The sequence below is a fragment of the Runella rosea genome (assembly GCF_003325355.1).
Classification (GTDB): domain Bacteria; phylum Bacteroidota; class Bacteroidia; order Cytophagales; family Spirosomataceae; genus Runella; species Runella rosea.
Window position 1 is genome coordinate 5,868,017 of sequence record NZ_CP030850.1, and the last position, 18,228, is coordinate 5,886,244.

General features: G+C 45.9%; 13 protein-coding genes. 4 read left to right on the forward strand and 9 right to left on the reverse strand.

Translation table 11 applies throughout. The features are described from left to right. Positions 1 to 38: 38 nt before the first annotated feature. Complete coding sequence (locus DR864_RS24085) at positions 39 to 3,155, forward strand: cyclic nucleotide-binding domain-containing protein (protein WP_114069358.1); 3,117 nt, start codon at positions 39 to 41, stop codon at positions 3,153 to 3,155. A gap of 75 nt (positions 3,156 to 3,230) precedes the next feature. Here DR864_RS24085 and DR864_RS24090 read toward each other — a convergent pair whose 3' ends face one another. The 6 genes from DR864_RS24090 to DR864_RS24115 all read right to left on the reverse strand — a co-directional run bounded on the left by DR864_RS24090 (position 3,231) and on the right by DR864_RS24115 (position 10,963). Then, positions 3,231 to 4,166 (reverse strand): bestrophin family protein, encoded by a 936-nt coding sequence (locus DR864_RS24090; RefSeq protein WP_114069359.1) that lies wholly within the window; start codon positions 4,164 to 4,166, stop codon positions 3,231 to 3,233. Between the two features lie 173 nt (positions 4,167 to 4,339). Beyond that, positions 4,340 to 7,702, reverse strand: coding sequence for a DEAD/DEAH box helicase (locus DR864_RS24095; RefSeq protein WP_114069360.1), 3,363 nt, complete (start codon positions 7,700 to 7,702; stop codon positions 4,340 to 4,342). A gap of 45 nt (positions 7,703 to 7,747) precedes the next feature. Further along, positions 7,748 to 8,752, reverse strand: coding sequence for a bestrophin family protein (locus DR864_RS24100; protein ID WP_114069361.1), 1,005 nt, complete (start codon positions 8,750 to 8,752; stop codon positions 7,748 to 7,750). After that, positions 8,752 to 9,384, reverse strand: a complete 633-nt coding sequence (locus tag DR864_RS24105; protein WP_114069362.1) for a TMEM175 family protein — start codon at positions 9,382 to 9,384, stop codon at positions 8,752 to 8,754. The genes DR864_RS24100 and DR864_RS24105 overlap by 1 nt, the downstream gene beginning before the upstream one ends. A gap of 158 nt (positions 9,385 to 9,542) precedes the next feature. After that, on the reverse strand, positions 9,543 to 10,592 hold the full coding sequence (locus DR864_RS24110; RefSeq protein ID WP_114069363.1) for an adenylate/guanylate cyclase domain-containing protein: 1,050 nt from the start codon (positions 10,590 to 10,592) through the stop codon (positions 9,543 to 9,545). After that, a complete protein-coding gene (locus DR864_RS24115) occupies positions 10,589 to 10,963 on the reverse strand; it encodes a response regulator (RefSeq protein WP_114069364.1) in 375 nt (124 codons plus the stop codon). Before DR864_RS24115 ends, DR864_RS24110 begins: the two co-directional genes overlap by 4 nt. 118 nt (positions 10,964 to 11,081) lie before the next feature. Between DR864_RS24115 and DR864_RS24120 the strand changes: the two genes are divergently transcribed. Together DR864_RS24120 and DR864_RS24125 are read left to right on the forward strand one after the other, a co-directional pair. Continuing rightward, a complete protein-coding gene (locus DR864_RS24120; RefSeq protein ID WP_114069365.1) occupies positions 11,082 to 12,236 on the forward strand; it encodes an iron-containing alcohol dehydrogenase in 1,155 nt (384 codons plus the stop codon). A 142-nt stretch (positions 12,237 to 12,378) separates the two neighbouring features. Further along, positions 12,379 to 13,470, forward strand: coding sequence for a DUF6544 family protein (locus tag DR864_RS24125; protein WP_162794099.1), 1,092 nt, complete (start codon positions 12,379 to 12,381; stop codon positions 13,468 to 13,470). A gap of 114 nt (positions 13,471 to 13,584) precedes the next feature. Here the strand turns inward: DR864_RS24125 and fucP are convergent, their stop codons facing one another. Both fucP and DR864_RS24135 read right to left on the reverse strand, forming a co-directional pair. Beyond that, on the reverse strand, positions 13,585 to 14,802 hold the full coding sequence (gene fucP, locus DR864_RS24130) for an L-fucose:H+ symporter permease (RefSeq protein ID WP_114069367.1): 1,218 nt from the start codon (positions 14,800 to 14,802) through the stop codon (positions 13,585 to 13,587). Between the two features lie 43 nt (positions 14,803 to 14,845). Then, positions 14,846 to 15,637 carry an L-fucose dehydrogenase gene (locus DR864_RS24135; protein WP_114069368.1) on the reverse strand — a complete coding sequence of 264 codons (792 nt, stop codon included), beginning with the start codon at positions 15,635 to 15,637 and terminating at the stop codon, positions 14,846 to 14,848. A 578-nt stretch (positions 15,638 to 16,215) separates the two neighbouring features. On the opposite strand from DR864_RS24135, the gene DR864_RS24140 reads away from it, so the two are divergent. Beyond that, on the forward strand, positions 16,216 to 17,061 hold the full coding sequence (locus DR864_RS24140; protein WP_114069369.1) for a hypothetical protein: 846 nt from the start codon (positions 16,216 to 16,218) through the stop codon (positions 17,059 to 17,061). Positions 17,062 to 17,144: 83 nt separating this feature from the next. Here the strand turns inward: DR864_RS24140 and DR864_RS24145 are convergent, their stop codons facing one another. Next, positions 17,145 to 18,167 (reverse strand): radical SAM/SPASM domain-containing protein, encoded by a 1,023-nt coding sequence (locus DR864_RS24145; protein ID WP_114069370.1) that lies wholly within the window; start codon positions 18,165 to 18,167, stop codon positions 17,145 to 17,147. Positions 18,168 to 18,228 lie beyond the last annotated feature (61 nt).

Here is an 18,228-nt window from a genome sequence, read left to right on the forward strand (position 1 = left end):
CCAATATCTGTATTTTTGTCGAATATTGATTACTTTTTATGTCTTCAGCTTCCCTGTACCGTTCGTTAGGAGTGCGAGCCGATGAAATTCGTACCGTCGGTTTGTTCTTTTTACATCATTTTTTTCTGGGTTTCGGCACGATGCTGATTTATGTATCGGCCAATGTAATCCTGCTTGAAAACCACCCCGAGAGCAGTCTACCGCTGGCCTATATGGCGTCGGCGGTAGGGATGATGATTATCGGAAAAGTATATACTTATTTTGAGCACCATCTTCGGCTTAATCAATTAGTTATCAGGGTGTTGTGGGCGGTGATTGTGCTTACGGCTGTCATATTGCTATTGGTCATATTTGGCCATTCAGTTACGGCGGCGGTGGCCATTATGGTGGGTTTTCGCTCTATTTATCTGCTCACCAATCTTGAATTTTGGGGAGTTTCAGCGGTGGTTTTTGACGTGCGTCAGAGCAAACGGTTGTTTGGTGTAATTAGTGCTGGCGACATGCCCGCCAAAGCACTCGGTGGGATGCTGGCGGTTTTGATACATGGACATACCGAACTGATATTCATGCTGTTTCTGGCATTTGGTTTCTTTTGGGCGGCCATGTATACGGCCGTTTTGACCTTTCGGTCGCATCACGTAACCACCGCGCACGGCACTGCTGCTCCTATTCGCCGGCGTCCTATGCCCCGCCTGATTACCCAGTTGTTTGGTGGTAGTGAGTTGATTTTTGCCATGTGCCTCAGCCTAACTGCCGTTGCCGTCATGGCAACGGGCGTTGAATACGCCTTTTTTATCAATGTTAAATATAAACTTCACAGTCAAGCCGAAGTAATGACCTATCTCGGCGGAGTGCTGACTTTGACTTACTTGTTGGCTACGTTTGTGAAGTTGGTCGTGTCGCGGCAGACCATTGACTACTTCGGTATCAACAAAGTACTGGCGTTGCTGCCCGTAGGTGGTTTGGGGGTGGCGGTCAGCTTGGGCGTTATTTTCTTGATGGGATATGATGAATCGGTTCAATTGGTGGCCTATTGCTTTGTGTATCTGGGTTTTGAAGTAGTGAGAAGAGCACTTTTTGATCCCGTTTTCTTGGTGTTGTTTCAGCCGCTTTCTCCACATCAACGTCTGCGCGGACACACGCTTGCCAAGGGATTTTATGAACCGTTGGGGCTTGGTTTAGGGGGGCTTATGCTTTATTTAAGCCATCACTGGTGGCAGGGAGGACAGTGGTTTTTGGTGGAAGAGATTGTGGTGGGAGCTGTTTTTGCGCTTTGGTTTTTGCGGCGTACCTACCTTCAGTACGTGGCAACGTTGCAGGAAGCACTTGGTAAGCGATTTGTAGCTGCCGAAGATTTGGCTATTCCCGACGAGGCCGTCAAAGCGGTGCTGAAGAATCTTCGCAGCGATAAACCCAAAGAAGTCATCAATGCGGTAGAATGGCTGAGCAGCACACACGCGCACGGGGTTCCGCACACTAAATTGCACGATTACATCACCGAACTGTTTACCCACCGCGACGACCAGGTACGATTGGCTGCCCTTGAAGCCGTTGATAAATTGGGGCTAGAGCTAAAGACGGCTCAATTAAGGAAGTTGACTGCGGAAGATTATTCCCCGCTTATCCGGGAAGTTGCGGCGCGGATTGTGAGTAAAAATGCCCCGTCAATTGGTAATGAGTTGTTATATAGGCCCGACATGGCGGTTCGGAAGGGGGCCATTTTGGGGCTTTTGAGTGGAGAGCCAAACCACTCGTTTGCCCTGACGGCGCTGGAAGCCATGCGTCAGAATTCCAATGCTAACAGCCAACTAGCTACCCTGACAATTGTTCGTTCGCTGAAACTGACACGCTACGTCGACTTTGTCAAAGAGTCGTTTGTGCATCCTGATGCCGAGGTTGTTCGGGCCGCCATCGAGACCTCAGGGGTATTGCCGAGTGCAGTATTGAGCGCTCAATTGGTAGATTTTCTGTCGGAAAAGAATTATTGGCGCTTGGCCGCTAAGAGTCTGGCCAGTGTAGAAAAAGAAGCGTTGCCGCTGCTGACCGAACGACTCACAAAAATTACGTCACCTGATTTGGAACGGCGCATTGTGGCGGTGTGTGCCCAAATGCAGTCCAAAGAAGCGTATGGGTTATTGTTACAACTGCTTCAACGCCCGCATGTTTCGGTTCGGACGGCCGCGTTGCACGCACTGCGAAATTTTGATACTTCCCAAGAGGCATCGTTGTTTGAAAAACTACTTCAGGAGGAACTTTTGCTGTCTCAGCGCCTATTACATGGACAGGCTGAACCCATTGAGACCGATCTCAAAAATAGCCTTATGTATGAACAAGAGGTGACGATTCAGCGTATTTTTGGTCTTTTGATGCAGCGCTATGACCCCGATTTGATTGCCAGTACCCAAAATAGCGTGCTGCACAGCTCACGTGAGCGGCGCGCCAATTCGCTCGAATTACTCGAAAACAGTGTGCCCCGTCAGGTGTACGGGAGTTTGCACGCTTTGCTCGATGATGTGTCGGATGCGGAGAAAATCAACCGAATTGATGTTCAAATGGGGGTATTTTCAGCTAAAGATTCTATTAAAGATTATATTCTTCAACAAGGGGCGCGGCACTTTACAGATTGGACTATTCGCCTTACCCTGCGTGGCGTGTCGCCCGCTCAATTATTCAATTATCCCGATTTACAACTCATGAGTCATTCATCTGCCACCGCCAAAGTTTCAATTACGGAGCGTGTTATGGTCTTAAAAAATACCGATCTTTTTGCCGAAACCCCCGAAAATGTATTGAGTAGTATTGCGCCCATTATGAAGGAAGTAAACTACCTCGAAGGGCAGACCATTTTTGAAAAAGGCGATTTAGGAACGAGTATGTTTGTGATTTATGAGGGCGAAGTAGGCATTTATGATGGGCAGGTACAACTGGCTACTTTTAGCCGGGGAGATGTATTTGGGGAGTTGGCATTGCTGGATGCCGAACCGCGCTCGGCGGTGGTGGTTTCACTCTCTGATGTTCAACTTTTTCGGGTAGACCAAGCTGATTTTTACGACCTTATGGATGAGCGTGGAGAAGTATTGCGCAACATCATCCGGATTTTGTGCCAGCGTATTCGAAACCAAAATACCAAGCTGAGAATGATGGCGACGAAGTAAAAATCCTATTTGTCACCATATTAAAACACATGATGTTTTAATATGGTGACAAATAGGGGAACATTGCTCTGCAGATTAAAAAAGGAAACCTTTCACGGGTTCGAGTTTTACGGGCAAATCTGTCTCGCCCAATTGCTCCTTCAAATCGCGCTCAATAGTGTTGCACAGGGCAGTCATTGGAATATCTTGCAAGCCATTTTCGAAAGGAGCTTCATTGATTTCTCCCACGCGATTCATGACCGAAAACACAAAGCAAAGGATAAAACTTACGGGTGTCACCATGTAGTCAACCTCCATTTTTTTTAAATCATTCACCAAACAAATGGGAAGGATAAAAATGAACGTGTACAAAAAGAGCCGCGTGAAATAGTGATAATTGCGCGGTAAGGGTGTGTTTTTGATGCGTTCGCAAGCGCCTTGCCAGTTGTTGAACGTGGCTAAATTGGGCTCCATCGTGAAATTGTCAACAATGTCTAGTGCGCCATTCCTCATGCCCTCTCTCAGACGAATTCCCTGCATGTTGAGGAGGATGTTGGGCTTGTTTTGGGCCTTTAAGAAGGACTCAAATTCCGCTGGACTGAGTAAATGCTGTAATTCATTCCACTGAGTTTGTCGTCTCAAATGAAGGCGCAGCGCGTGCGCAAAAGCAATCTGACGATACACCATTTCTTTTTTGTAGGCTTGGGCGGCTTCTTGGCTTATTTTGTCAAGGGCAGCCGCATTGTCGGCATTGGCGATTACCTGACGGCCAAAAATCCGACTGTTATTGATGATTCCGCCCCATATTGTACGGGCTTCCCACCAGCGCGCGTACGCACTTTGGTTTCGAAACGCGATAAAAATAGCCAGTGCCGAGCCTAAAATAGCCGCTACACTAAATGGGAGAACAACTTCGATGGCGCCGTATTTGTGCAGCAGCCAAATAATAATTGAGACAAAAAGAGTAATGCCGGTTTCGTAACGAATGTTCCAGAATACGATGCGGAGGTCAAAGTTTTTCCTGAGAATCATGGGGTTGAGCGAGATGGTTTTGGTGAAGGGTTGTCGGTTTTACTTTTTCAAGTACGCCATTTTTAAGCGCATAAAGGTATTAAAGGTTGGTCGATAATCCTTCCCAAATGGTCAATTCTACGCAAAAAATGACTTTTTGGGGATATTTTTGGGAGTCGCAAAAGTGCGTCAGGCTATCCCAATAACCCCAGCAAATCATCTCTCGAAAATGATTTTAGGATGGACTCATCGGATTTTAGTAAGTTGTCTGCCAACTTGGTTTTTGACTCCTGCAATTTCACGACTTTTTCTTCAATTGTGTTGGGGCAAATCAGCCGTACCGCAATGACATTTTTGGTTTGGCCGATGCGGTAACTGCGGTCAATCGCCTGATTTTCCACGGAAGGATTCCACCACGGGTCGATGAGGTACACGTAATCAGCTTCGGTTAAATTGAGTCCCGTACCGCCCGCTTTCAAACTGATGAGAAACACGCGCACGTTTTCGTTGTTCTGAAATTCGTTTACTTTGGCGGCGCGGTTTTTAGTTTGTCCCGTGAGGTATTCGAAGGCAATACCTTTGGCTTCAAGCTCTTTTTTTATCAAATCGAGCATGGATACGAATTGTGAAAATACCAAGATTTTGTGTTGGGACGATTTGTTCTCAATCTGCTCAACCAGCACCTCAATTTTTGCGGAATGGTTGCCCTTAAATTCTTCGTCTTTTAGCAGCGCGGGCGAATTGCAAATCTGACGTAATTTGGTCAGTCCCGTCAGCACGTGCATACTACTGCGGGTGAGGTCGTCTTGGGTTTTGCCCAAAATATATTCCCGCAATTCTTTCTCGCAGGCATCATAAACCTTGCGTTGCTCTTCGCCCATTTCGCAGTAAATCACCATTTCCGTTTTGTCGGGGAGTTCGGTGGCTACCTGTTTTTTGGTTCTTCGCAGAATAAACGGCTCAATTCGTTTTTGCAGTTCATTGGACCTTTTGCGGTCTTCAAACTTGTCGATGGGCATCGAATAAATGGCCTTAAAATATTGCTTGCTGCCTAGCAATCCTGGGCAAGCAAAAGAAAGTTGCCCGAAAATATCAAATGTGTTGTTTTCAATCGGCGTACCAGTAAGTACTACTTTATTACGGGATTGGAGCATCCTGACGGCTTTATAGCGCTGTGATTCAGGGTTTTTGATGGCCTGCGATTCGTCCAAAAAAATGTAATTGAATCGACATGATTTCAGAAATTGAATATCGGAAAGCACCATGCCGTAGGTCGTCAAAATCACTTCGTAACGGTCAAACTCACCGACAGATTTCAATCGGTTGGGGCCATAATGCGTAAATAACCGCATAGACGGCGCAAATTTGGCCACCTCATCCTGCCAGTTGAAAAGCAGCGAAGTAGGCACCACAATCAGGTTGGTGGTGTTGGGGCGCTTGGTGCGTTGAGAAAGGATAAAAGCGATGATTTGGATGGTTTTTCCCAGGCCCATGTCGTCGGCTAGGCACGCGCCAAAATTATGCTCATCCAGAAAATTCAACCAGTTGAGTCCCTGCCGCTGATAGTCGCGTAGGGTGGCGTTAAGCTCGGGTGGTACTGGTATTTCTTTTAGATTTTTGAGAGAGGAGAATTTTGTCGAATAAAAAGCCAGTTCATCTTTTACTTCTTGGCTTAAGGATTCATTTTCAAAGAGTTGGTCAATTTGCGTAAAATTGTTCTTAGGAATTTTTAGGACCTCTTCTTCCACTTCGCCTGCCTGAAAAAAGGCGGCAATCTTCTTCATCCATTCGTCGGGCAAAATACCCATCGTACCGTCGTCGAGTTGTACAAACTTACTTTTATTACGAATGGATTTGTGTAATTGTTTTAGCGACGCTTTTTGCTTTCCGTACTTGATTTCCAGCGCTGTGTCAAACCAATCTGTACCACTCACAACACTTATGGAAACCCGCGCTTTGTGCTGGTTAAGTCGGTTGTTGGTTAATTCATTGAATCCTAAAATGGTAATATTCTCATTTTTCCACACCTGAAAAGCCTCCAAAAACCAATCCTCGTCCAAGAAACGATTTTTGTGCAGATAGAAATAATCCATCTCCTGAAGTTGCTCTTGGAAATCGGGATGTTGTTGCACGACTACCGCCGTAAATTGAATTTCCAGCTCCTCGTCTCGCTCAATCTGAAAGACGTTGCCGTTTGGGTCTGTATCATAAATTTGTTTGCGGGACGAAACGGGAATCTCGATGCTGCCGTACTTGACCACGGGCGTGAGCACTACGTAATTGTTGCGGTCTGATAGATAAATGATTTTTTCAATGCTGGTTTCGGCCTCACGTTCAATAAGTTGCTTTTGAGTGGCGGGGCGGAGGTAGGCGTATCGGATGCTGATTTGATGTTCGAGTTCGGCAAGAATGGTCTCCTTAAACTCATCATATTTGGAAGCATGAATGAGTAAAATTGGGTTGCTCTTTTTGAAAAACTGAATCACGCGGAGCATATCGGGGTTGCTGACCAAATACAACGTTTCTCCGATGTGGACAAAATAATCGTATTTCAGGGTCAGGTTTTTTAACGGATAAGCCTTATCATTCACGACCAGTTCGCCAGTGATTTCGTAAAACTGTTTGCGTTGATCGACCGATAATTTTACGTCAAGTGCCGTTTTTCGCATCTGAACTTTCACAATCGAGCTGGCCGTAACGTTGTCAGATTGGCCAATTTCGTGGGAATAAACGTCCAGATTTAGCGGATTTTTGACGATTACTTTTAAGGCTTCCAGCACCGACGCCGATTTGTCGGTCGTAAAATGTTGTTGAAATTTAGAAATAGCGGTGTAGAATTTTGCATCATCAAGCTTCTCGGTTTTCCAGATAAGATTGAGTGGGTCTACGGGGCTAAAGGGATTTTTAAGTTTACCGTCGCGGCTTACCTGACCTTCAAAAAGCTCCACCACGAACCGTTCATAATACTTGTGTTTCCGAAACACAATGGCCATTTTGGAGTTGGATTGCTCATCGACGATTCCTGGCAGGACAAGGTTTTTTTGCGGTAATAAATGTTCTCGAAAATAATCGTTCGTGGCTTTGTTGAGGGGCAATAATTCTTTGAGTTTTGGCTTGATTTCGAACGATTTATGGACGTATTCAACGTAAAAAAAATCATCTAACTCGGCTTCTTTTTCCAATCCATATTCCTTGGCTACTTGCTGCATCTTGGTTTTTCGCAAGTTGTCATCAAAAAAAATACGCAGATACGGACGGTCAATAATATTGTACAAAACCTGCGCTTGGTGCTCGCACAATTTCTTTTTGTGGGCTTGGCAGCCACACGAAATAACAATGGAATTGTTTAATTGTGAGACTGATACGGTAGGAAAAGCAAGTGTCGTCGACGGATGCGTAAACACACCTACATTGAGGTCAATGCTCTGGGGATCGATGTCAAAAAAGCCCCTAGTGCCCACGTCAAAGAAATCGGCGCTGTGTTTTAATAGGTCTGAATAAGTGAGAGTGGCAAAGGTGTTGTTTTCAAGGATATATTCGTTGGGATGTTCTCTCATGGGGTAATGGTGGCGTTGTGAAAAACGACGATGGTAAGCCCTGCCTTACATTAAAATATTGTTTACTGCCTGAATCGCGGGTGGTAAATCGGTTTCGTCCAGCATTTCCCGTAGGTCTATTTCAATTGTACGGCTAAGAGATGTAATAGGCACATCATTGGATCCGCCTTCAAACGGATTTTCGGTGCTTTCTCCTACTTTTTCCATGCTCGAAAATACCCACGATACCAGTACACTGAAAGGAACGGTCATCCAAACCATGTGTTCGCCCAACTTTTCAAATTCTTTCAACATTCCAAAAGGAACCATGAAAACGAAAAGACGCACAAAGAAGAGGTTGATGGAGGCAAATTGACGTGGATAGGGGAAGTTTTTGATGCGTTCACATTTGCCTTGTTGTTCGTAAAGGTTCACCAAAAGATTTTCCATTTCTACGTAATTCAGCGGGTCGATGTAGCCTTTTTGCTTCAATTCCCGCAACTGCTTTGATTGTAGGCTGATGGTGTGCGTGGCGCGGTTTTTCTTGCTGAGTACGTACGCCAACTCGTGATCTGAGAGGTACTTTCTGAGTTCATCTTCGAGCTTTTGTTCCTTTTCGGGAACTGAAAAAAAACGGCGGTATTCTTTGTTATAACTCTTGTTTGTATTTTCCCACAGCCGGGCTTCCCGCAATTGAAAACGCAGGGCCGTCAGCCAAGCCACGTGACGGTATATCAACTGTTGGTGCAGGGCTTTGGCGTCATGGGGAGCATCGGGGACGATGACGCAATCTTTCACCATAATTCCCCAGGCCCGGCTGGTATTGACGATAGCTCCCCAAATTTGCCGGGCTTCCCAGAGACGATTATAGGTTTGAGTATTTTTAAAACCGACAATAAAAGCCGCTGCCGTGCCTACCAGCGTAATAGGCACCCACGGAACCGCCAGCCAATGCCAGTTGAGGTATTGATACAAAGCGGTCGGGACGATGGCTAAAACCAGTAACACATAAATTTCGCGGCGTGTCCAGAGTAAAAATTCCTTAAGGTTATAATGGCTTCCTGCGTGCATTACAGTTTGGATAATTTAGGGTTAAAGAGGCCGAGTGCGTAGTTTAATTGAATCAGAATGATAGCAATGATACTTACATAGGTATTGATAAAACAAAGAGCGGCTGCTATGGTGTATAGACTTTGGGCCGTCATGACTCGATTTTGCAGGGCGCTGTTGACGACTGGGCCATTGTTGTCTGGAAAATTGACGCAATTGTGTTTGTAGGCATAGTGCCAATGCGCAAACAGTAGCGTACCCAGCGCTAAAATATTCAACCAGTAAATACCGATTGAAAGTCTGTTGGTGATGTGATTGCTCAAAATCCCCGTCGTAAAGGGTAATATTGAAACAAACATTAAAAAAAACAGAGAAATCCAGCTGAGGTTTCGGTCGTATTTTTGAATGTAATGAAACTGCGTAGATTGACCAGTCCAAAAAATACCGAGCGTCATGAAACTCAAAAAATAGGTGAGTAACGTGGGCAGGGTATCGTAGAGTGCAGTAAGGAGTTTGCCGTCAGAAATAACCATACCGCTGACGGGGTCTTTCATGTTAAAAACCAGAAGGGTCATGGCGATTGAGAAAACCCCGTCGCTCAGGGCTTCAATGCGTTGTACTCTTTGACCAGCAATCGTATTGAAACGGGGCATGTAGGTAACAAATATTAACTATTGCGTTAGCGAATATAACTACTAAACTAGTATTGCATATTATTGATAGGTTCATCCAAGAGTTGAAAGAAATGGTCGGTAATTTTGTCTTTTCGGGTCAGGATATTTTTTTTGAATGGCTATATCAGTGCTTGTCGTTATTCCAATACTTCATAAATCATCAGCGGGTTTGCTTTATTTTTTAGATTTACTTCACCCACGGGCTGACAGTTGAAGGATTCTTTTACTTTATTGTAAGCGTCTTGCCCAATCACAATTTGACCAGGTTTGGCTACCGACTGAAAGCGCTGGGCTACGTTGACGGTATCGCCAATGACCGTATAGTCGAGCCGCCGCAGCGAAACCGAACCGATATTTCCCGAAATCATTTCGCCAGAATTGATTCCGATGGCCACGCGGGGCATGTAGGTGGTGTGATCGAGTAGATTTTCCTGAATGGCCGCAATGTGGCTACGCACGGCCAAGGCGGATTCGATGGCGTGGTCGAGGTGGTATTCGCCCCGAAAGACAGCCATGACAGCATCGCCCATAAATTTATCTACGTGACCTCCCTGCGCAATGATTTCTTTGACCATCACGTCAAAGTATTTGTTGATTAAGTGCACGACAGTATCGGGGTCAGCGTTTTCGGTAATGGCCGTAAAGCCACAAATGTCCATAAAAACGACCGTTGCTTCTACCGTTTCGTTGACCATGATGGCCGATTCGAATTCTTTGCGGCTCATAAAACTCAACACATTCTCATCCACGTACATCCGCAGAATGTTGTTTTCTTTGATGGCCTGGAGGGTATCGCGCAGTTGCTGAACGTGAACGAGGGTTTTCTGAACGGTCAGCTCTAAATCTTCAAAATTGACGGGTTTACACACAAAATCAAACGCTCCTCGATTCATGGCGGTGCGGATATTGTCCATATCGCCATAGGCAGAAACCATAATTACTTTAATAAGCGGGCTCAACTCGCTCACTTTGCTCAATAGCGTCAGCCCATCCATGAGGGGCATGTTGATGTCACTCAGTACTAAATCTATGTCGGGAGTTTCTTGCAGAAGTTTGAAGGCTTCCACGCCGTTGGGGGCAAAGACAAACTGGTAGAGACCTTCGCGGATTTGTCGTCTAAATTTTTGTTTGATCAGCAATTCCAAATCGCTTTCGTCATCTACGACGAGCATTTTGGCTTTATTCATAATGAGAGGGTAAGTTTCTGTTTAAGGTTGGCGAAGTCAATCGGTTTGGTTAAAAAATCATCGGCTCCGTATTTTTTGGCTTGGTTAAAATTCTCGTCGTCATTGTAGGCGGTGATCATCATCACCATCGGAGGGGCACTGGGGCGCTCCGTCCGAATCCGTTTCAACAGTTCGATTCCGCTCATGCCGGGCATATTGATGTCGGAAAGAATCAACACAATTTCCGAAAAATGGTCATTCAAATAGCTTAAAGCCTCTTCTCCAGAGTGGGCAAAGTCAAAATTTAATTCACCGCTTCTTATTTCACGTCGAAAGCGTTGTTCAAAGAGCGTTTTTATGTCCTGTTCGTCGTCAACTACCAAAATTTTCATGAGAAGAAAAGCTAAAAGGGATGTTTTGGGAGTGTAATAATACGAAAAATGTTGGAAACTAAAGTAGTCATGGATTAGTTAGTCAAACTAAATAGCGAGTTAAAAAATTTCATTTTTTATGATAAACTTTCAGTATCACAATCCGGTTCGAATCATTTTCGGAAAAGGTCAAATTGCACAATTAGCAAAGCAAATCCCCACCGATGCCACCATCTTGATTACTTATGGTGGGGGAAGTATTTTCAAAAACGGGGTATACGAGCAGGTAAAAACGGCGCTTGCTGGGCACAAAACCGTTGAGTTTGGGGGCATTGAGGCCAATCCTACCTACGAAACCCTGATGAAGGCGGTTGAATTGGGACGTGCCGAAAAGATTGATTTTCTGTTGGCCGTGGGCGGTGGCTCGGTGCTCGACGGTACAAAATTTATCGCAGCGGCCATTCCTTTTACGGGCAACGACCCTTGGCAAATTGTGGGTAATCGCGCTAAAATCACTACTGCGCTCCCGCTTGGTGCTGTTTTGACGCTCCCCGCTACCGGCTCGGAAATGAACTATTACGCGGTTATTAGCCGTAAAGAAACGCACGAGAAAAAGGGGTTAGGGAATCCATTGGTGTATCCTAAATTCTCTATTCTAGACCCCGAAACGACGTTTTCGTTGCCGCCGCGCCAAATTGCCAACGGCATTGCCGATGCCTTTACGCACGTGATGGAGCAATACATGACCTACTCCGTACGGGCCGAAATGCAAGATCGGATGGCCGAAGCCGTGCTGCTGACGCTGATTGACGAAGGCCCAAAAATGATGGCTAACCCGACCGATTATGACGCCGCTGCCAACGTAATGTGGGCCGCGACGATGGCTCTCAATGGCTTGCTTGCAGCGGGAGTGCCTACCGACTGGGCTACGCACCAGATTGGACATGAGCTAACGGCCCTGCACGGCATCGACCATGCACGCACTTTGGCGGTGGTGTTGCCGCATTTATTGGAAATTAAAAAAGATACCAAAAGGGACAAACTCATTCAGTATGGCAAACGCGTATGGCAATTGACTGGTACCGACGATGAAGTAGTAGCAGGAGCCATCAAAAAAACGGCCGAATTTTATGAATCATTGGGTATTCCGACCAAAGCAAGTGCGTATCCAGTCACCGAAGAGACCGTGCAGGAAATCGTAAAACGATTTGTGGAGCGGGGAATGAACTTTGGCGAGCGCGCCGATATTACACCCGAAGTGGTCGGTGAGATTCTGGAACTTAGCTTGAGCTAGAAAAACGGTATTTTAACCGCGGAGATAGGGGAGAACAAAATCAGGGTCAAAATTAACTTTTGACCCTGATTTTGCTCAGTGTTTTTTGTTTGAAAAGGAAGTAAACTGAAATTTATAATCTTAACTTTTCAAAACAGAAGCCATGAGGTACCTTTTTGCGCTTATACTTCTTGTTCATGGCCTAATTCATTTGATGGGCTTTGTGAAAGCGTTTAAGTTAGCTGAAATCAGTCAGTTAACGCAAGTTATTTCGAAGCCTATTGGGGTGTTTTGGCTAATGGTAGCGGTGCTGTTTGTTCTTGCGACGACATTGTTGATTCTTCAAAAAGAAACGTGGTGGATGGCGGCCGCTCCTGCGGTTATTCTGTCGCAAGCACTCGTCTTTACAAATTGGCAAGAGGCAAAATTTGGGACAATTGCCAACGTAATTATCCTTGGTGGTGTAGTTTTGAGCTTTGCTGATTGGAGTTTCAATACGATGGTAAAGAAAGAGCTACAGGCATTTGGGCCAGCAACATTGCCTGCTCCGCAATTGGTAATGCCAGAAAGAGTCAAAACGCTGCCATCTGTGGTACAAAAATGGTTGTATCGTTCTAACGTAGTAGGGAAAGAAGATGTGCACGTGGTGAATTTGAAACAAAAAGGCGAGATGAAAACCAAGCCTGACGGCAATTGGATTCCGTTTGAGGCTGAGCAATACAACACGGTCATACAGCCAGGGTTTATCTGGAAAACGCGGATTCAAATCATGCCTTTGGTGACGATTCTGGGCCGTGATAAATACGAAAATGGCCGAGGAAATATGCTCATCAAAGTGCTGGGACTGTACCCGATAGCTGATTCGAAAGGGCCCGCCACTGACCAAGGGACTTTACTGCGTAATTTGGGCGAAATTTGCTGGTTTCCTTCGGCGGCGTTGCGCGATTACATCCAATGGGAGCAGCTAGATTCTCTTTCGGCCAAAGCAACCATGAGCTACGGTGAGGTGACCGCGTCGGGAGTTTTTCGTTTTAACTCCGACGGCGATTTGGTTAGTTTTGAAGCAAAACGCTATTACGACCGTAAAGAAGGCGCAACTTTGGAAGATTGGCTCGTCACTATAAAGGGCTACAAAGAATTTTACGGTGTGCGCATCGGTTACCAAAGTGAGGTGACCTGGAAATTGAAAACGGGCGATTATACGTGGTTGAAGTTGGAAGTGACAGACATCCGATACAACAACCCGCGTATCTAATCGCCCGTTTTGGGCGCTGGCCACCTGTCTCCATTATTCATGTAATTTGAATTTTTGATGTTCAAATTACATGAATAATGATAGATTGGACAAATAAATAACTGGCACTCGCAATTAATTCTTTGGCTTAGAAAACACCAAGCCAAACAACAAAATCACTGCATAACAGATAATCGGAGTGAGGTAAGATTGTGCCACGTCAATGTCGGCTACTTTTCCCATGATAGGAGGGAAAACCGCGCCACCTACTACGCCCATCACGATAAACGAAGAGGCGCGCTGTTTGTGCTCACCCAAGTTGCGCAGCCCCAACCCGAAGATGGTTGGAAACATGATACTCATGAAAAAGTTGAGCATCATCAGGGCAATAAAGGAGGCCCATCCCCAGGTTTGAGAGATGATTAAACACATCACAATATTGGCCCCCGCAAAGATGGCCAACAGAATGTTGGGCTTAATAAACCGCATCAAAAACGTACCTACCGCACGACCTGCCAACAAAAGCACCATGCTGAAAGAGAAATAATACCCCGCCTTTTCGTCGGTCATGTCAGGGATGTATTTGACGGCATAGTTGATAAAGAAAGCCCACGTAGCGCCTTGGGCTGCCACGTTGAAAAACTGCGCAATGGCGGCCCAAATAAAGTGACGGTGTTGAAATAGACCTTTTTTTGGCCCAGCGCTACCACCTTCGTCTTCTGAACTCTCAGACGTAAGGGGCGGTACTTTGATGAATGAGAAAGCCACAGCCACGGTGGTAACAACCAGACCGATGGCGATATAAAGGTATTTGACGGGTGCCAAGTCGACGGTTACGTCGCCCGTAGGAACATTGCGTAAGATGATGTATGAACCCAACACTGGCCCAATGATGGCGCCTACCCCGTTGAAGGTTTGTGAAAGGTTGATGCGTTGCTCGGAAGTATCTTCGTGGCCGAGAGCTGCCGAAAAAGGGTGAGCGACGGTTTCGAGCGTGGCTAAACCACAGGCCAGAATAAATAGGGCCAATCGAAAGAAATCAAAAGATTGGGCTTCGGCGGCGGGATAAAACATAAAAGCACCGATGGCGTACAGCGCCAAGCCTAAAATAACGCCGTTTTTATAGCCGTATCTTTTCATGAACATCCCCGCAGGAATACCCATGACGAAATAAGCTCCGAAGATGGAAAACTGGACCAAACCTGAATCGGCCAGCGATACATTCAAAACGGTTTGAAAACGACGGTTTAACAAATCTCCCATCGTGATGGCAATCCCCCAAAGTAAGAAGAGGCTTGTCACGAAAACGTAGGTTGGGACGTATTTGGAGGTTAGTAAAGGGGCTTTTTTCATTAATACAAGTTTAAAAGTGAAGGTTTAGTATAATGTATACTTACTACTGATGCTTAATGATTGACCGGTCCAGATGCACATAGCCACCGTCCACGTGAATCAATTGGCCCGTGGTGTGGCTTGATTTATTGGAAAGCAAAAATACCACCGTTTGTGCAATCTCATCGGTAGTGGTCATGCGGTTGCCGAGCGGAATCCGGCTGTTGATTTCATTGAGGGTTTCTTCGGGATTGGGCAGGGTTTGAATCCATTTTTCGTACAATGGCGTCCACGACTCGGCCACAATCACGGCATTGACACGGATGCCGTATTTGAGCAATTCGACGGCCCACTCGCGGGTCAGGGCGTTGCGGGCGCCGTTGGAAGCCGCGTAGGCCGATGTGTTTCCTTGTCCCGTTTCGGCTACTTTGGAGCTGATGTTCACAATCGGGCCTCTGGTTTTGATGAGGTACGGCAGGGCGTGTTGGGCGAGGAGATAATAATGCACCACATTTTTGTGCAATGATGCCATAAAGGCTTCATAGCTGCCGTTTTCGAGTCCCACGCCGTCGTTGACGCCAGCGTTGTTGACCAATCCATCAATGCGGCCAAAGCGCTCTACTGTGAGGCGGATGGCTTTCTCGCACTCAGCGGGGTTGGTGAGTTCGGCCTCGATGCCGTACGTAATGCCGCCCAGGGCTTCGATTTTTTCGATTACGGCCTGATTGTCGGCCGCGCTGCGCCCGATGATGACGGGAATGGCTTCTTCGATGGCTAAGGTGCGGGCAATGGCTTCGCCGATTCCTTTGGCTCCGCCCGTCACAATGATTACTTTTTCTCTAAGGTTCAGATTCACTTGATTAAAGAAGATTTATTTGAAGAGAATAATAACGGTCATAAGCGGCTTTATAATACAATTCTACTCTTTGGTTAACAGTCAAAACGAACGATGACCTACCGATAACTCGGCATCATGGGCGAGTTAATCGTTTTTCTTGCGTTAAAGAGGAATTTTACCAAAATCCGGCACAATAATACTACTAAAAACTACTTCGGAAACGACTTTTTGTACCTGTTGTCGTAATAACCTTTTTTTTATTGATAAATCACTTCGTTTATACAAGGCCGTTCAGGGATGAAGAGGAGGTATTAGCCTTGACTTCTACGTTTGAATGGGGTAAAAAGTGTAGGTTCTACAATGAAATGTAATTTAGGGTTGCAAAAAATAGCCTATTGAGTGTTTTATTGATTTAAAATACCAATAAATGACCGTTTGATAACTTTTATTTAAATTTTTGGTATATTTTATTGTACAATATAGAGTATTGCATATATTTATATTACTATAAGATGTGGATATTTGGGGCGATAAAACCCAGTTGTGCCGCATTCATTCAGTAACTATTCTTAATCATTAAACCAACTTTACCTAAAATGAAAACAATCCGTTTAGTATGCCTGCTGGCCTTGGTCGGCAGCATGTTTGTCGCATGTCAAAAAGAGGCATTAGATGCCTCTGCACCCTCAACAACTCCCTCCCACAGTGCGCTGAGAGAAGAGGGAGATTGTGATTGCGTAGAAGAGTACAGTGATGAAGATAAGGTTATTTATGAGTACGATAGAGGTGTCAAAGTAGACGTTTGGAATGACGCTACAACTGTTTACTTCAAAGTGTATCGTTTAGACACCGACGCCAATAATGACGACCAAATTGGAAATTTGGAAGTGGATGGCGTGAAAGAGGGTGGCGATAATCAAAATGTTTATGAGTTTACCAAGCCCATCGGCACATTGCAGGCTTGCGACAAACTGCTCACTGACCTGACCGTTATCGGTGCGGGCGGTCCCCCTATTGTAATAGAGGACTTGTCATATAGCATCGTTACACTTTGTCCGCCGCCACCAGTTTGTACTTACACTTACGATACAGGCTTTGGCGGACCAAGCAAAGGGGCAGGTAAAGCTTGGTGGTATTACTACCCCGCAGGCTCGGGTGTGCAAACCATTTATGCGGGTCAAACCAAAGTAGCGGGTACAGTGGTCATTGATGCCGCTGGCAATTATACCATTACTTTGGCGCCAGGCTGGTCATTAAAAACTGGTGAAGCCGAATCGGTAAAAATTCAGGGATACCCAACTGTTCCAGCCAGCCGACCCGCAGCAGGCTTGTTTTCTGGGCCTTCGAGCTACAAAGGCACAAGTTTGACAGGGTCAATTGCGCCTCAGTCGGTTTATGTGATTCACTTGGATTTGCAATATTGCACCTTGCAGGCACCATAGTTTCAGCAATGATATTTTATTAATGCAAGGAGGCTGCTTTACCGAAGTAAAGCAGCCTCCTTGCTATTCTGACTCCTGATAAATCACGCCCACACCTGCGTGCCTTCGGTGCAGTTTTTGCACATTTCAATCTCCGAGCGTGACCGAATCAGTGTTTGGCGAAACTGACGGTAAGCGTCGCTTTGCCAAAGATTTTTGAATGTTGTTTCCGATACGTCACCTAATCGGTAGTGCGCGTCTTTGTCAAAGCAGCAAGGAACCACCTTGCCGTCCCACGTGATGACGCACGAGTGCCACATCTTCCAGCAATGCCCGTCCAAACCGTTTTTGATTTGATAGGTGCCATCTGGTTTTTGGGAATAGCGAGAGTATTTATCAATGGTTGGAATCAGCGGGTCACCTTGTTCATAATCGTAAATTTGGGCGGTTTTGAGTCCCAATTCATCTACGCCCAGCTCGTCGGCAAGTCGTTTTACGTCTTCGATTTGGTGTTCGTTGGGTTGTACCACCAAAAACTGAAAGACCACGTGCGGCGTTTTTGACTTCAGTTCGCGTTTCCATTTCAGTATGTTGCGGGTTCCGTCCAACACCTTTTCCAGTTTTCCGCCTACGCGGTATTGTTCGTACACATCCTGCGTAGTACCGTCGATTGACACAATAAGGCGGTCGAGGCCACTTTCCACCGTGCGGCGGGCGGTAGCGTCATTGAGATAATGGGCGTTGGTGGAGGTGGCGGTGTAGATGCCTTTTTTGGAGGCATATTTGACCAATTCCAAAAATTTGGGGTGCAGATAAGGTTCTCCCTGAAAATAAAAAATGAGGTACAAAAGCGTATCCGAAAGCTCGTCGATGGTCTTTTTGAATAACCCATATTCCAACATTCCCGTAGGCCGGGTAAAAGACCGCAGGCCACTGGGACACTCTGGGCAGCGAAGATTGCAGCTCGTGGTAGGTTCAAAAGAGATGCTCATCGGCAAGCCGCGTTGGGTGGCTTTACCCGTCCATTTGGATTCGTAAAAACTATAAATCACCTTCAGGGCATTCCAGACCCGCTTGCGGGAGAGTTTGGACAAGAAATTGAGCCCATCGTTTAGGTTCTGGTTCATTTGCGAGGAGTGGAAATAAAAAAACTTTCCGAAAGGTAGTACATCTTTCGGAAAGTTGCTT

Coding starts and splice junctions, on each gene's coding strand:
- DR864_RS24085 (WP_114069358.1), top strand. CDS start 39: ATGTCTTCAGCTTCCCTGTACCGTTCGTTAGGAGTGCGAGCCGATGAA.
- DR864_RS24090 (WP_114069359.1), bottom strand. CDS start 4,166: ATGATTCTCAGGAAAAACTTTGACCTCCGCATCGTATTCTGGAACATT.
- DR864_RS24095 (WP_114069360.1), bottom strand. CDS start 7,702: ATGAGAGAACATCCCAACGAATATATCCTTGAAAACAACACCTTTGCC.
- DR864_RS24100 (WP_114069361.1), bottom strand. CDS start 8,752: ATGCACGCAGGAAGCCATTATAACCTTAAGGAATTTTTACTCTGGACA.
- DR864_RS24105 (WP_114069362.1), bottom strand. CDS start 9,384: ATGCCCCGTTTCAATACGATTGCTGGTCAAAGAGTACAACGCATTGAA.
- DR864_RS24110 (WP_114069363.1), bottom strand. CDS start 10,592: ATGAATAAAGCCAAAATGCTCGTCGTAGATGACGAAAGCGATTTGGAA.
- DR864_RS24115 (WP_114069364.1), bottom strand. CDS start 10,963: ATGAAAATTTTGGTAGTTGACGACGAACAGGACATAAAAACGCTCTTT.
- DR864_RS24120 (WP_114069365.1), top strand. CDS start 11,082: ATGATAAACTTTCAGTATCACAATCCGGTTCGAATCATTTTCGGAAAA.
- DR864_RS24125 (WP_162794099.1), top strand. CDS start 12,379: ATGAGGTACCTTTTTGCGCTTATACTTCTTGTTCATGGCCTAATTCAT.
- fucP (WP_114069367.1), bottom strand. CDS start 14,802: ATGAAAAAAGCCCCTTTACTAACCTCCAAATACGTCCCAACCTACGTT.
- DR864_RS24140 (WP_114069369.1), top strand. CDS start 16,216: ATGAAAACAATCCGTTTAGTATGCCTGCTGGCCTTGGTCGGCAGCATG.
- DR864_RS24145 (WP_114069370.1), bottom strand. CDS start 18,167: ATGAACCAGAACCTAAACGATGGGCTCAATTTCTTGTCCAAACTCTCC.